Here is a 15414-nt window from a genome sequence, read left to right on the forward strand (position 1 = left end):
TGCTATATTCAAATACGCAATGGCGGGCGTAGCCAAGTGGTTAAGGCAGTGGATTGTGGTTCCACCATTCGTGGGTTCGATTCCCATCGTCCGCCCTGAAGATTAGTCATCAACTAGGGTTAGCTGTGCCTATGAGAGCGCAGCCAGAGCCGTTTCCCCAGAGTATGCAGATTAAGAGAGCGACCTATCGATCCTTGAGGTCTTTAGGCTAGATTCGAATCATAGCAGTAGGCTGAAGCCATTCTCACCGGAGCAAAGCAGATGACAACATGCGATTATGAACCTGGATTAGATGGAATTCCCGCTGCCCAATCTCAGATCAGCTACGTTGATGGTCAGGCAGGTCAATTGGAGTATCGGGGGATTCCGATTACTGAACTGGCGGAACGCAGCAATTTTCTCGAAACCGCGTTTCTACTGATTTGGGGGCACCTACCCACCCCAGACGATTTCGAAGCGTTCCAGTATGAGGTCATCCACCATCGTCGGATTAAATATCGGCTGGTGGATATGATGAAATGCTTTCCTGAACGGGGACATCCCTTAGATGCAGTGCAGGCAACGGTGGCAGCCCTGGGGCTATACCATTCTCGCCGGGCCTTGAATGATCCGGCCTATATTCGCCGAGCTGTAGTGCGTCTGTTAGCCAAAATCCCTACGGCAGTAGCAGCGTTTGAGCATATCCGTAAGGGGAATGATCCGCTGCGCCCCCGCGACGATCTCAATTATTCAGCCAATTTTTTGTACCTGCTGAATGAGAAAGATCCCGATCCGCTGATGGCCCATATTTTTGACCAGTGTTTGATTCTACATGCTGAACACACAATGAATGCCTCGACGTTTTCGGCCAGAGTGACGGCCTCTACCCTGACGGACCCCTATGCGGTGGTTGCCTCTGCCATGGGGACGTTAGGCGGACGGCTACATGGTGGGGCCAATGAAGAGGTGATGCAGATGCTCACGGATATAGGCTCGGTCGAAAATGTGCAGCCCTACCTGGATCAGAAACTCGCTGCCGGTCGTCGGGTGATGGGATTTGGGCATCGGATCTATAAGGTGAAAGATCCCCGGGCGCAGATTATGCAGGGCTTGGCTGAGCAGTTGTCAGAAAAGTATGGGTGCGATCGCTACTACGGTATCGCCCTCGCTCTAGAAAAAGCGGTTGAAGAACGATTAGGAGATCGTCAAATCCATGCCAATGTGGAATTCTATTCTGGGTTAATCTTTAGACAACTCGGGTTTCCTGCCGATATTTTTACCTCGATTTTTGCGATCGCTCGCGTAGCCGGATGGCTGGCTCACTGGAAGGAGCAACTCGAAGCTAATCGGATTTATCGGCCTTCTCAAATTTATCTGGGTAGTCACGATCAGCCCTATATCCCCGTCCTCGATCGATAATCACGCTTCGCTGGAGGTCAGTATGAGTCCCAAAACTCAACGTCGAACATTCCTACTCAGCAGTTTGGCGGCGGCGGGGGGCTTGCTGGGCAGCCTCGCTTTTCATAAAGAGCGGCGTTCGGATTCAACGTCACTCCCCGCATCCCCATCGTCGCTTCCTCATCAGGTTTTAGGTAAAACAGGTGTGAAGTTGCCCGTTTTGGGGTTAGGTGGAGCGGGCCAAACACCGCTCTCTAAACTAGGGGCTGAAAAAGAGGCGGTGCAAATGATTCAGGCGGCTTGGGATCTAGGCATTCGCTATTTTGATACAGCAGCCAGTTATGGTCCCAGTGAGGACTATTTGGGGAAAGTTCTACCCCCGTATCGCTCAAATTTGTTTTTAGCCAGTAAGACAGCCAGACGAGATCGCGATGGAGCTTGGCGAGAGTTAGAGCGGTCCCTTAATCGCCTGAATACTGACTACCTGGATCTCTGGCAACTGCACCATGTTTCCTATGCTGACGAAATCGAAACGATTTTTAGCGCAAAGGGTGCAATTAAGGCGATTGAAGAAGCTAAAGATCAAGGCATTATCAAGTTTGCGGGCATTACGGGCCATCACGAGCCCAACGTCATTGTTGAAGGTTTAAACCGCTATGCCTTTGATACCACCTTAATTCCCGTCAATGCTGCCGATGTTCACCATCCTCGCCCGTTTATTTCTTCTGTGTTGCCCGTGGCTCGTCAACAGCAGGTGGGGGTGATTGCCATGAAAGTCCCTGCATATGGGAAACTCCTGCGGCCCGGTGTGTTGTCGGGTATGTCGGAAGCAATGGGCTATTCCTTATCGCAACCAGGTGTTCATACCTGCATTATCGCCGCTGAAACCGTAGAACAACTCACCGCTAATGTCCAAACAGCCGCAGCATTTCAAGTATTAGATCCGGCCACCCTAACCAGCATTGAAAACCGAACCCAATCCACTTGGGAAGACCATTCGTTCTTCCGTCAATGGGCTTGAAAGGGCTGATATTAGCAGATGTATCGCCATGCAAGCGTCAAATGACTGAACCTGTAATCTTGAGCAGCCAGTTCTTCTCCTACAAAAAGGGGAAGACCCCTTAGATATCCAACCGCTGATAAACCTGATCTAAATTTTGCAAGTGACGATTGGGGTCAAAACAGTGATCCAGTTCCTCAGCGGAGAGTCGCTTTTGCACCTGTGGGTCCTGGCTAAGAGCAGCTTTAAAATTGCCCCCTTCTGTATTCCAAGCTTGGTGTGCATGGGTTTGGACGACGGCATAGGCCGCTTCTCGACTCATGCCTTTATCCACGAGGGCCAATAAGACCCCCTGGCTAAAGATAACGCCGCCGTAAAGGTTCATATTCCGCTTCATATTTTCAGGATAGACCTGCAAGTGCTTCACTAAGTCAGTGATTTCCACCAACATAAAATGGGTCAAAATAGCGGCATCTGGGACAATCACCCGCTCCGCAGAGCTATGGGAGATATCTCGCTCATGCCAGAGGGCCACATTTTCCAATCCAGTCATGGCATAACCGCGAATCACTCGAGCAAGTCCCGTCAGTCGTTCAGACCGAATCGGATTGCGCTTGTGGGGCATGGCCGAAGATCCCTTTTGCCCCTTAGAAAAATATTCTTCCACTTCCAGCACATCCGTCCGCTGGAGATTGCGGATCTCCACGGCAAATCGTTCAATGGAAGCGGCAACTAGGGCTAAGGCATTGAGATAGTAGGCATGGCGATCGCGAGAAATAACCTGGGTGGACGCTGCCTCGGGCTTTAGGCCCAACTTTTGACAGGTCAGGCATTCAATTTGCGGATCAATATTGGCATAGGTACCCACGGCGCCCGAGATTTGGCCCACCGCCACTTCTTTTTGGGCTGCGATTAGGCGATCTCGATGCCGCATCATTTCGGCCAACCACCCGGCAAGCTTAAATCCCAGGGTAATCGGTTCAGCATGGATACCGTGGCTGCGACCCACCATCACCGTTTGGCGATGCTGCTGGGCTTGGTAACGAATCGCTTGAATCAGGTTTTCGAGTTGGGGGAGCAAAATATCGAGGCTCGCCACCATCTGCAGGGCAATCGCCGTATCTAATACATCGGAGCTGGTCATGCCCAAGTGAATGTACCGCCCCGCTTCCCCCACATACTCATTGACGTTCGTGAGAAAGGCAATCACGTCATGCTTCACTTCCGCTTCGATTTCCAAAATGCGCTTAACGTCGAAATTGGCTTTGGCTTTGATGGTTTCGACGGCATCCGCAGGAATCTTACCCAGTTCTGCCTGGGCCTCACAGACGGCAATTTCCACCTGTAGCCAGGTTCTGAATTTATTCTCGTCTGTCCACAAACCGCCCATCTCGGGCAAGGTATACCGCTCGATCAATGTATTGCCTAGATTTCAACTGAACTATTGTACGCTGCCCTGCTATTTACCCAACGCCCCTGAGATTTTTTCATCAGCCTCTCAACTAACGGTATGGCATGTTAGCCTGGATTATTCATGAGGATCAACAAAAATCTTCTCTAGCCCTTAATGGGTAAGAAATTTAGAGATTCTTAAAAAAGATCAAAGCGTCACACTCTTTAGATCGCTAAAAATATTATGGGGAAAGACTTTTGGGGATTTTTTGAAAATGTCATGAATAATGCAGGTTAGGCGCTACTCGGCAGGAATAGAAGTCACGTCATCAATAAGCAGGGCTTGATATTTGTGATCTGCCAAGTCATGACCTTTTCGTTTTAGGCGTTCCTGTTGCACACTAGAATCTGTACGCTGCAGAGCATGTTTTACCATGGCTGAACAAAAAGCTGGTACGCCAAAACCTGTCATTGTTGTTGTGGATGACGACCCTGCGGTGTTACAAGCCGTCGCTCGCGACCTCCGCAAACAGTATGGCGATCGTTTCCGGATTATTCGGGCAGACTCAGGGGTTACCGCTCTAGACACGGTTCAACAGCTCAAGCTGCGGGGGGATATCGTTGCCCTCTTTCTAGTGGATCAGCGAATGCCCCATATGAGCGGGGTTGAATTTATCGAACAAGCCAGTGAGCTTTTCCCTATGGCAAAGCGAGCCCTACTCACGGCTTATGCCGATACAAATGCCGCCATTGATTCCATCAATAAGGCCCAGCTGGACTATTACCTTCTCAAACCTTGGGATCCGCCAGAGGAGAAACTCTACCCGGTCTTAGATGATTTGATTCGGGACTGGCTAGCCACCTTTAAGCCTGTCTTCAAAGGGGTTAAGGTAATTAGCGATCGCTGGTCTCCTCAGTCCCATGCCCTGCGAGATTTTTTGGCTCGTAACCAGATCCCCTACCGCTGGTTGGATATTGAGAATAATCCAGAGGCCCAACAACTGATTTCTTGCGCGGGAGAAACAGATGCTGCTTGCCTCCCCCTGGTGTTATTACCGGACGGTGAGAAACTGGTTAAACCCGGCACCACAGAGCTGGCTCAAGCGGTGGGGATGCAGACGGATGCTGAACAACCCTTCTACGATTTAGTGATTGTGGGGGGTGGTCCGGCTGGTTTAGCCGCAGCCGTCTATGGGGCCTCAGAGGGCTTACATACGGTTATGGTGGAGCGGGAAGCGCCGGGGGGGCAGGCGGGCACTAGCTCACGCATTGAAAATTACCTGGGTTTTCCCGTTGGCCTGAGCGGGGGTGACTTAGCCCGTCGTGCAGTGACTCAAGCCAAGCGCTTTGGGGTAGAAATCCTTACCCCTCAGGAAGTTACCGGGATCCGCATCCAGGAGAACTATCGCATTATCTCCCTCTCGGATGGCAATGAGATTAGCTGCCATGCCCTTATTCTGGCCATGGGGGTTGCCTGGCGACGCCTTACGGTGCCTGGAATTGAGCAGTTTACCGGGGCTGGTGTCTATTATGGTGCGGCTCAGACGGAGGCCACCGCCTGCCAGGATGAAGAAGTTTACATCATAGGGGGAGCCAACTCAGCGGGTCAGGGAGCCATGTATTTTTCAAGGTATGCTCGCAAGGTGCATATTCTAGTGCGGGGAGAGTCCTTAAAGAAGAGTATGTCGCAATATCTGATTGATCAGATTGCTGGAACTGATAATATTGAGGTTTTGCCATTTCACAGCGTGGTTGAGGCCAAGGGGAATGAACGCCTAGAACAGCTCCTGGTCAAAGATTCTCAAACAGATGAACTCAAAACCTTTGACGCCAACGCTCTGTTTATTTTTATTGGGGCAACGCCCAGTACCGATTGGCTAGAGGGAGTGGTACATCGGGATCAGCGAGGCTTTCTCTGCACTGGACCCGATATTCCTAAGGAGACACCATGGCCCCTGGAGCGGGATCGTTTCTTGCTTGAAACCAATGTGCCAGGAATTTTTGCAGTGGGGGATGTTCGCCATGGTTCGATTAAGCGAGTCGCCTCCGGTGTGGGAGAAGGGTCCATCTGTGTCCAGTTTGTTCACCGTCATTTGGCCCAGGTTTAGTCAGGGGGTGTCATGCTGTGTTCACAAGCGCTATTGCAAATCAAACCCTTTCAATCGTTGTCGCCTGAGCGGTTGGATTGGATCTGCGATCGCACGCAACATATCCACTTAACCCCAGGTGAAGTCCTCGTCCGGGAAGGCGAGCCCCCGCTGGGCTTTTTTATCCAAGTCAGCGGCCAAATTACCGTAAGCCGTAGCAGTAATGGGGCAGATATGCCCGTGGGTCGCCATGTAAGTCCATCTTTCTTTGGGGAAATTCAATGCCTGACGGAAGATTTAGTTCCGGTTACGCTCACGGCTGATACGAATACCGACCTCTATCGACTCAATTGTCCTGATTTTTTAGAGGTGCTCCATAGCTGCCGTGATTTTGAAAAAGATATCTTTCGCACCATGGAGAAGCGGTTGCGCGGCCTAGAATCTTTTATTCAAAGCCGGGAAAAAATGGCTGCCTTAGGAACACTTTCCGCAGGACTGGCCCATGAACTCAACAACCCGGCAGCCGCCCTCGTGCGGGTGCTGAAAGATGTGAAACCCGCCATCCTGGAACTGCAGCGAATGAATTTGGTGTACGGTCAACAACAGGTGGACGATGAGCATACTCAGCAGTGGCTGGCCCTGCGCGATCAGGGTTTTGAGGCCATCGCCAACCCTCAAAATGATCCCCTGGCCCTGGGGGATCGGGAAGAAGCCCTGGCAGATTGGCTGGAAGACTATGGGGTCGAAGAGGCTTGGAAGTTGGCTGAACCCCTAGCGGCAGGCGAGGTAGAGCCTGAGACTCTTGAGCAGCTTATGCATCGCTGGCAGGACAGTGATACTGAACTACGAGATATGGGGCTGAGATGGTTAGCGCTCTCCTTCGATGTCATGGGGCTGATCACCAAAGGGTTGGATGGGGCAGAGCGAATCTCGACGCTAGTCCAGTCTATGAAGTCCTATTCCTATATGGATCGGGCAGCTCAACAAGAAGTGGATATCCATGATGGTATTGAAGATACGCTGCGCTTGTTTGCCTTTAAGCTCAAGCATGGCATCAAGATTGACCGTCACTATGACCAAGACCTCCCTAAAATTTTGGCCTTTGGTAGTGAGCTAAACCAGGTGTGGACCAATCTTTTGGATAACGCCATCGATGCTTTAGGGGAAAGCCCCCCCACTTCTGAGCCACCTAAAATTACGATTCGGACTTGTCAAAAGAATAACTGTATCCGGGTTGAAGTGGAAGATAATGGTCCTGGCATCCCACCTGAGATTAAAACCCGCATTTTAGAACCGTTTTTTACCACCAAGCCCATGGGGAAGGGCTCGGGATTAGGACTGGATGTCGTCCGTCGAATCGTTGAAAATCGTCATGGCGGCAGCCTGATGGTGGAATCTGCACCGGGACGGACCTGCTTTGCGATCGCACTGCCGCTTTCTCAAGCATAAGGCTCTGTTTGTCACTGCTGCCAGCGCCGTAATTTGCGCTAAGACTTCGCTCCAATTTCTCCGCTCATCAGCCCATAGAGCGGGAGTTGCCCCCACTTCTCTTCTGGGTGAGCGATGAGTCAAACCATTAGGAAATCAGTACATCCGTCATTTGCTCTATCTCAATCAAGTTCCCGTCTGGATCTCGAAAGCAGGCGGACAAAAATCCTCGATCTGGATAACGGGTCGGGGGAGCCAGAAGTTCTACCGCGTGGTGTTTAAGATGGGCGATCGCCGCTTCAATATCACTCACTTGAAATGAAAGCACAATCTGAGCGTTGTGGATATCAAAACTAAGCGATTCTTCCTTAGGAATAAAATTATCCAGCTTTTGGCGATTAAACAGAGTGATCCGAACTGAGTCGGCATCAAACTCGACATATTCGTCCCTATCGTCTTCAAACTTGATCGGCAACCCCAGTACGTCTCGGTAAAACGCTTTGCAGGCGTGGAAGTTCTCAACATTGAGTCGAGTATAAATATATCTAAAGTCCATGGTTATGGTCTCCTATTGTTGGTTTTTAGGTGCAACCCGCAATTTTAGGTATAAACGTTCTTCTCCCGCCTATGGTTTAGGCGCTTACCAGGGAAGCCTGCTGCCATCCCAGGAGAAGAACTGACCGCTATCTTCTTTATGTAGTCCATCCAGAACGGTCAAAAGCTGAGTCACCGTTCGGTCGACAGAAAACAGCTTATCGGGGGGAACATTCCGCTGAAAGGGTTTTGAGAGTTGAGTATCCGTGGTGCCGGGATGCAGTGTCACCACAATCGTTTGCGGGCTGCGACGTCGATACTCAATCGAGGCGGTTCGCATAAACATGTTTAATGCTGCTTTTGAGGCCCGGTAACCATACCACCCGCCTAAGTGGTTGTCGCCAATGCTGCCAATCTTGGCGGAGAGGGTAGCGAAGAGACTGCGATCGCCATGTTTGAGCAGTGGCAAGAGATGTTTTGCCCAAAGCGCTGCCCCAATACTGTTGACCTGGAAATACCGCGTTAACGGTTCAGCCTTGAGTTGTCGCAGCCCTTTTTCCGGCTGTAGCTCCCCTTCGTGGAGAATGCCCACACAGTTGATCACCCAGTGCAGCAGATGTCCCTCAGCTAGAATCTGCTGACAACAGGCAGCAATTTGTCCCTCTTGAGTGATGTCAACCACGATGCAAGACACTCGCTCTGGATATTGTGCTGCCAGGGCTAACAGTCCCGTCGCAGAGTCTGGTGAGCGGTAGGTGGCGTAAATCATCTGGATTTGAGGTCGTTGTAACAGATGTTGAACAAAACCCAAACCAATGCCTTGACTGGCCCCGACCACCAGGGCATTGAACTCACTCATACTAAGGGCAGGCAAACAACGGGAAGCGGGCGACTCACATCAAAACCGGTTTAATGGGCAAAATCCCAGGAAAATAGATGGGGCTTTTGTCAGCTTAACGAAATTTCCCATAACCGCGGGTTCCGGTTTTCCGCCGGCCCGGAGCAAGGTTGCCAGACCGTTAGGGAGAATTAGGGATGCGTCGCCATACTGAGGTGCGATCTCGATAAAGGCCTTGAACCGATTGGATTGCCAGCCTTGAAGCAAAGACTTTGATAGTGACGCTTCCCCACCAATGGAACGGGTACATCACGCCCAAGTTCTCTAGCCGTAATTTTGACAGGCCGCTAGCTGGCTAACGCCATATCACGAATCAGGGTTAAGCGGCTCTGAATATAAGATTTAACCGTTTCTATTTCCTCAGAGGTCAGCTCTTGTCGCTCCACCAGCGGTTGGCTGAGTCGATCAACCAAAGCTTGATCGTTTAATCCTAAAAGTTGACTGTGGGGAATGGTCTCAACCAACTTCCAGAATTGGTTTAGAAGCGCTGGGGACATTATTCTGTTCTTCGTGTATTCAAGCGGGGATGATGCATATCCATTTGGAGGGCGTCTTGACTTCATTGCGTTAAAGTAACCACTTCACCACCTGAAGTCAGATCTTTCTCTTCATCTAGCCTAGTGGGTAAGTGATTTTACTCAAGCAGTTGTCATATTTATTCCTAAACATAAGGTGCTTAATTAAGATTTCTTGATCAAGGGGAATGTCTCCAAAAAGAATAAAACCCCCTGTATTGCTGAAGTTTCCTAGCTTGAGTCAACTATCATCGCGTTAGATGGACTTGCTTTCTCTTCTCAGAAATGCAACACAAGTTGTTCCGCAGAACGCTTGCGGAATCGGTTAATCCCCTATTGCTCTCCAATCCGGGTTCCACGAACCTGAGCTCGGAAATAGCGATGAAACAGAGAGCATGTCACCTTTGCAGATGCATACATTTTGAAACCAAAAACTTGGCGTCTGAAAGCAAGGCTAGCAAGGTTTCTTGGAATGGGTATAAATACTTGCTTACAAAGGTGACATGCTCCCGATCAATTTGCTGTTGGTTGTTTTGACCTTGTTTCATAACAACATTTGCAGGGTCACTGTATGAGGGGCTGACAGTAAGGTGACCGTCAGATGCGCGAAGAAGAACCTATTTCAGAGCTTTGAGGCGATTCACTTGCTTAAGTTCACCAAGATATTATTCGGCATTCGCCTGCAATATTCGAGATTTGGTAAATCGGTTCATCCAACCCTCTAAATAGGAGCGATTGGCTTTTTGCTCTTCCAAATCATCAGTGGTCAACGGATGTGGCGCCAGCCCCTGCAGGGCAGCCGTTGTTACGCAAAACATTGATTTTTGGAATGTCTCGCAAATTTGAATTCTCAAATCCTCTTCTTTCCGCAGGCTTTGACGATAAACCTCCGTTAAGTAGTCCGGCAAATAGTGACGCATATCCTGCATCAACAGCGTCGGTGGAATCCCCGAGCAGCCAATGGGAAGCGGATCCGCATAGAGCGCTCCATAGGCAAAGTCACCTTGGAACATAGGGATTTGGTACGCCTGGGCATTGTAGGAAACCGTTCCCAAGAACGGCGTTCCCCTAAAGAAAACCGCCTCAACATAAGGAACAGCCGTATCCATCAAGAAAGTTAAGTTCGCGGATTTCGGAATAATGTCATAGTCTTGGCCACCAATATTGACGGTATAGGTAATGGGTCGGCTCGCGTCTGCCACCAACCCCTGCAAAATATGATCCACCACTTCTGGAATGGTTTTGATTTCACCGGCATCGTACCGATCAGATAGATCGATAAAGATATCACTCATCACTCGCCAAAACTGTCCCAAGCCGCTGTAATAAGCCGACTGGCGGATTTGCTCAGGCAGAAAGTCTGGAAAAACCCGATCTAGTCCCAACATCAATGGATTCAGCTTGAATCTAGCTTTAATGACTGGCTTAATCGCTTCCAAGAATTCTGGAGAGTCCAAATAAGTATCTAACCCTCCTCCTCCATGCCAGAACATGCTTTTCATGCAATATTCGGCATATTCATAGTTAATCCGGTCGTGCCAGAGAAACTTCAAAATCTTGCCCGGATTGATCTCACCATTAAAGTACTTAAACAGGGGAAAAAGCACTAAGAACTGGTGGTCAGCAATATAGATCAGGTTATTGGAATAGGCATCCAAAACAACACCATAGCTTTTAAGAATCCCCACCACTTCCAAAACATGTTCTGGGGAATCTCTCAGCAGTGCTTCTCCCGCTTCCAAGCGATGAATGAACTCTGCTAGTTGGTGTTTAGAGGGCTCTAATTGGGGCGTGCTTACCATAGCTGATGGGGGTATAAGGAGAAATAAGTTGCAGACGCTAATTCGTAATCTCTATCTGTGGGCTAGCAGCCACGATAGGGCTAGAGACAGTTGCCATTGATTGATCGGGGATATTAGTGATCATAATTTGTGGCGGTCTAGGATTGTAAGGAATCAAAGCAGCGATCTGAGTTTCACTCCAACGGACAATATAGTTGGGTTGAATCCCTAATAAGAAGATAAGTACCACTAAAATCGCCGCTGGAAGCCGATCAGACCATTTAACTGGAGGAATAGGTTCTAACTCATCCGGCAAACGACCAAAGAAAACCCGATTAATCATGAGTAGAAAGTAAACGGCTGTCAATCCGGTTGCCAACATACAAAAAAGGGTTTGAACCGGGAAAATGGGGTAGCTTCCTCTAAAGGTGAGGAATTCAGAGATAAAACCGACCATGCCAGGAATCCCTGCACTCGCCATTACCCCTAAAATCATCATGCTACCGACCAGGGGCAATCCTCGCTCAGGATTGAGTAATCCCCTCAGGAAAAACATATCGCGGCTGCCTGTTTTCTTGTAAACAACCCCGACGAGTAAAAATAGCAAGGCTGAAATTAAACCGTGACTGACCATTTGGCATACAGCCGCAATCATACTCAACTCAGTGGAGGCAGCTGCTGCTAGTAAGATAAAGGCCATATGGGCAATGGACGCATAGGCCACCACCTTTTTCATATCTTGCTGGGAGATGGCACAGGAGGTTCCGTAAAGGGCGCTCACAGCCGCCCAAACCGCCAGCCAGGGTCCTAGATACACCCAGGCATCTGGTAATAATCCCACACCATAGCGAAGCAGGCCATAGGTTCCCAACTTAAGCAGGACACCCGCCAACAGTACAGAAACGGGTGTTGAAGCTTCCACATGGGCATCTGGCAACCAGGTATGTAGAGGGAAGAAGGGGATCTTGATACCAAATCCCAGCAGAATTCCCACCATCAAAATAAGCTGGAGTTTTAATGTCAAGCCGCTGGGGGTATCCGAAGCACCCACAATAATGGCCCGCAACGGTTCATAGGCAAAGCTAGAGGCTCCTGACAACCAGACAATCCCCAAGAAGGTGGCAAGCAGCACAATACCAGAGAAGGCTGTATAGAGCAGAAATTTAGTCGCTGCATAGGATCGACGAGCTCCCCCCCAAATGGCAATTAAGAAGTAAAGGGGAATAATTTCTAACTCATAGAACAAGAAGAAGAGCAGAACATCTTGCGCTAGGAATGCCCCTGCCACGCTGGAGTTGAGGAGAAGCATCAGAGCGTAATAAAATCTGGGCCGTTCGACCTCTGGGTCTGTACTCCAAATAGCGATAAAGGTCAGAAGACTATTCAGGCCAAGCAAGGGCAGAGATAACCCATCCACCGCTAGGTGATAGTTCAGGCCAATAGCTTTAATCCAAGGCACAAATTCCCCAAATTGCATGGTCACTTGCTTGGGATTGAACAGAACCGCGATATAGACTGTCCAAGCAAACACGAGACCCGCCACCACTAAGGCTACAGATCGAGCATATTTATTGGCATCAATGCTTTTGGGCAAAAGCGCCAATAGCAGAACTCCAAATAGGGGGAACCATACGAGGACACTGAGCATTGGGTTAAGACAAACTCCTAACTAAAGCGAAGAAATTAGAGGGTGGCTATTGACTAATGAGTGCAGACCAATACCCAACAATGGCAGACCAATCATCCCTGAGCAGTAGCCATAAAATGGCACTGATGCCGACCATGATCGTGAGCAAATAGGATTGCGATTGGCCGGAGACTCCGTACTTGAGACCTTGTCCACTCAGCAAGGTGGCTTTACCTACGAAATTAACTATTCCATCAACAACATATTTATCTAGATAAGTTGTGAATTCAGAGGAAAGGCGAACAATTGCAACTACAGTGAATTCATACACCCGCTCGATGTAAAAGTCGTAGGCCAACAGATCCTGGAAAAAGCGGAGATAAAACTGAGTCGGTCGAGAGAGAGAACGTCTCAGTTCAAACACAGAGCCTATCAATACACCGAGCACACCTGATGCCACCATAATAGGCAGGCCGTAAGGGATGGAATATTCACTAAAGACGGTAGCAGAGGGAAGAGGATGGAGCCACAGGGACCACTTCAATGGCATAAGCGGGAAAGCCAAAACAGCCACAGTCATGATTACCATTGGGAGTGCCATCAACCAGGGAACTTCAGGTACCCGCCGAGTTTTAGGTTGTCGAGGCCCTAGAAAAACTAGCCGGAACATGCGGGTGAGGCTGATAGCACTGGTGGCATTCACGAAGAGCAGCAGAACAAAGAGCCAAATTGGCATGTTCCACCCTCCTGTTAACCATTGCTGCATCATCCGGAAAAATCCCATCGGCAACATCACCACTAAACTGGCAGCGCCCACGACAAAGGCCGTGGTCGTAGCGGGCATCCGTGACCACAGCCCGCCCATTTCTGTCATATCTTGGCTGTTAGTACCTAGAATGATTGAACCAATACTGAAGAAAAGAAGCGCTTTTGCGATCGCATGAATTAACAGCAGCGATAGGGCAATGTTCACCTGCCCTAAGCCCACGGCAATAAACACCAACCCCAAGTAAGCACTGGTGGAATGGGACAAGGCTCGCTTAATATCCACCTGAGCGATGGAAATCAAGGAAGCCCCAACAGCGGTAACGCCACCAATAATGAGTAAGGTGTCAGAAGCAATCAGAGACAAACTAAAAATTGGCTGCAGTTTAATCAGGAAGTAAGCTCCGATGGAAACAACCGCAGAGTTCCGCATTACCCCAGCCGGATTCGGGCCTTCCATTGCTTCATCCAGCCAGAGATTCAAAGGGAACTGAGCGCATTTACCTGTAGGACCTGCAATTAAGGCTAGTCCCAGCAAGGCATCCGTCAGGGGCGGTAAGGAGGTGGATTCACTCCATGCTCTTAAATCTGAAAAGGTTAGTCCAGCGCCATAGCTGGTCAATGCCACTAATCCCATCAACAGAATGATGTCACCAACCCTCTTGGTCAAAAAAGCATCTCGGGCTGCTGTCACCACCAGAGGCTGGGCATACCAAAAACCCACCAATAGGTAACTCGAAAAAGTGAGCATCTCTAGCAATGCATAGCTCAAGATCAGGGAATCGCTTATGGCAATACCAGCAAGCGCTCCCTCGAAAAACCCCATTAACCCAAAAAAGCGGGCTACCGACCAGTCTTTATCCATGTAACCGACAGCAAAGACTTGGGTCAGTAGACTGAGTAAAGTGACAAGTTCCAGAGCACCAACACTGACAGGCGAAACTTCAATTGCAAAGGTTAGATTCAAGTCTGCGACTTGCAGCCATTCATAGACCAACTCTTGAGACGGTTGGCCCAGAACTTGCTTAAAAACAATCGTGCCATGCAAGCCACTTAAAAGCGTCATTAAGATGTTGAAATAAGCGACTGGACGAGGTCCACTGCGCCGGATAAATCCTAATGACCAGGGGAGAGAAAATAGAGCCCCCAAAAGTCCATAAAAGGGAATCCACCAGATATGTTCCAAAAGAAATTGCGACAGCACGATTTAGCACATTAGGGTTTGCAATGGTTGGTGATAAACTCACAACTTACTTAAAACTGTAAATCTTTATCTGCCCAATACAGTCAAAGATTTTGGGAAAAAAACAACTTAAAAATGACAAAAGTTTCTCTGAGTTGAAGATGAAAAAATGCTCAAATAAAAATTCTATATAAAAAATATTTCTAATCTATGACTATTATTTATTTATTTTTCATTTACACATCATCGTAGCAAAATATGGTAGATATCAATAAATATATTTTATTAAATACATTGAATAGATTTATATAAATCAAAGCCTCGATTTTTAAGCAACTTTAGGAACACTCATGGGTGAGATTACTCTAAATTGAGCCCCTTCATTCATGTTTATGGCAGCGCCACCCCTTTTCCTCTTAATACAGATAGCATGGGCCTTTGAGCGGTTGGGGATCAATGCATAGAATTTCCTCAATGCCCTACCAACAGATCCCTAATGTTTGATCCCTCGGACTCAAGAATCTCCCCAGTGCGTTTATGAACCCTGATTAAATATCAGCTTTATTTATTGATTTAATTTGAATAAATAATCCACGTTTATATTGACAAAGCTGATCCCGGGTCTATATGCTGAATTCTGCAAGCTTGAAAGTGCTTCCAAATAAAGCCATTTACTGGCTTTCATGTAAGAATTTTTGGGTAGCAAAATTACCTATAAATATTAATGTTCAATAACAGGAGATGTGGCAATGCCAATTGCGGTTGGGATGATTGAGACGAAAGGTTTTCCTGCTGTGGTAGAAGCTGCAGATGCGATGGTGAAGGCA

Annotated in this window: 12 protein-coding genes and 1 tRNA gene; 6 read left to right on the forward strand and 7 right to left on the reverse strand. The window is 48.7% G+C overall.

Features of this window, described 5'->3' with window-relative positions:
* The first annotated feature begins 22 nt into the window (after nt 1–22).
* From Q0991_RS21755 to Q0991_RS21765, 3 genes are all read left to right on the forward strand, one after another.
* Nucleotides 23–95: transfer RNA gene (locus tag Q0991_RS21755), tRNA-His, on the forward strand.
* 166 nt (nt 96–261) lie between these two features.
* Complete coding sequence (locus Q0991_RS21760; protein ID WP_299492518.1) at nt 262–1398, forward strand: citrate synthase; 1137 nt, start codon at nt 262–264, stop codon at nt 1396–1398.
* Between the two features lie 22 nt (nt 1399–1420).
* A complete protein-coding gene (locus Q0991_RS21765; protein ID WP_299492520.1) occupies nt 1421–2398 on the forward strand; it encodes an aldo/keto reductase in 978 nt (325 codons plus the stop codon).
* Nucleotides 2399–2498: 100 nt separating this feature from the next.
* On the opposite strand, the gene purB is transcribed toward Q0991_RS21765, so the two are convergent.
* Nucleotides 2499–3794: an adenylosuccinate lyase gene (gene purB, locus Q0991_RS21770; RefSeq protein ID WP_299492522.1), complete on the reverse strand. Its 1296-nt coding sequence runs from the start codon at nt 3792–3794 to the stop codon at nt 2499–2501.
* A gap of 409 nt (nt 3795–4203) precedes the next feature.
* Here purB and Q0991_RS21775 point away from each other — a divergent pair, with 409 nt between their 5' ends.
* The gene (locus Q0991_RS21775) at nt 4204–5877 is read left to right on the forward strand and encodes an FAD-dependent oxidoreductase (protein WP_299492524.1); all 1674 of its coding nucleotides are present in this window, start codon (nt 4204–4206) and stop codon (nt 5875–5877) included.
* 12 nt (nt 5878–5889) lie between these two features.
* A complete protein-coding gene (locus Q0991_RS21780; protein ID WP_299492526.1) occupies nt 5890–7305 on the forward strand; it encodes an ATP-binding protein in 1416 nt (471 codons plus the stop codon).
* 127 nt (nt 7306–7432) lie between these two features.
* Here the strand turns inward: Q0991_RS21780 and Q0991_RS21785 are convergent, their stop codons facing one another.
* From Q0991_RS21785 to Q0991_RS21810, 6 genes are all read right to left on the reverse strand, one after another.
* Entirely contained in the window at nt 7433–7840 is a 408-nt protein-coding gene (locus Q0991_RS21785) for a VOC family protein (protein ID WP_299492528.1), read from the reverse strand.
* 84 nt (nt 7841–7924) lie between these two features.
* Nucleotides 7925–8677: an SDR family NAD(P)-dependent oxidoreductase gene (locus tag Q0991_RS21790; protein WP_299492530.1), complete on the reverse strand. Its 753-nt coding sequence runs from the start codon at nt 8675–8677 to the stop codon at nt 7925–7927.
* 326 nt (nt 8678–9003) lie between these two features.
* Nucleotides 9004–9213, reverse strand: a complete 210-nt coding sequence (locus Q0991_RS21795) for a hypothetical protein (RefSeq protein WP_299492532.1) — start codon at nt 9211–9213, stop codon at nt 9004–9006.
* A 683-nt stretch (nt 9214–9896) separates the two neighbouring features.
* A complete protein-coding gene (locus tag Q0991_RS21800) occupies nt 9897–11033 on the reverse strand; it encodes a CO2 hydration protein (protein WP_299492534.1) in 1137 nt (378 codons plus the stop codon).
* A 37-nt stretch (nt 11034–11070) separates the two neighbouring features.
* Nucleotides 11071–12660, reverse strand: a complete 1590-nt coding sequence (locus tag Q0991_RS21805; protein ID WP_299492536.1) for an NADH-quinone oxidoreductase subunit M — start codon at nt 12658–12660, stop codon at nt 11071–11073.
* Nucleotides 12661–12706: 46 nt separating this feature from the next.
* Complete coding sequence (locus Q0991_RS21810) at nt 12707–14608, reverse strand: NAD(P)H-quinone oxidoreductase subunit F (protein WP_366525036.1); 1902 nt, start codon at nt 14606–14608, stop codon at nt 12707–12709.
* A 728-nt stretch (nt 14609–15336) separates the two neighbouring features.
* Between Q0991_RS21810 and Q0991_RS21815 the strand changes: the two genes are divergently transcribed.
* Nucleotides 15337–15414 (forward strand): BMC domain-containing protein (locus Q0991_RS21815; RefSeq protein WP_299492540.1); only part of this gene is annotated, 78 nt, incomplete at its 3' end.

This window comes from Acaryochloris sp. IP29b_bin.137 (assembly GCF_028285745.1).
Classification (GTDB): Bacteria; Cyanobacteriota; Cyanobacteriia; order Thermosynechococcales; family Thermosynechococcaceae; genus Acaryochloris.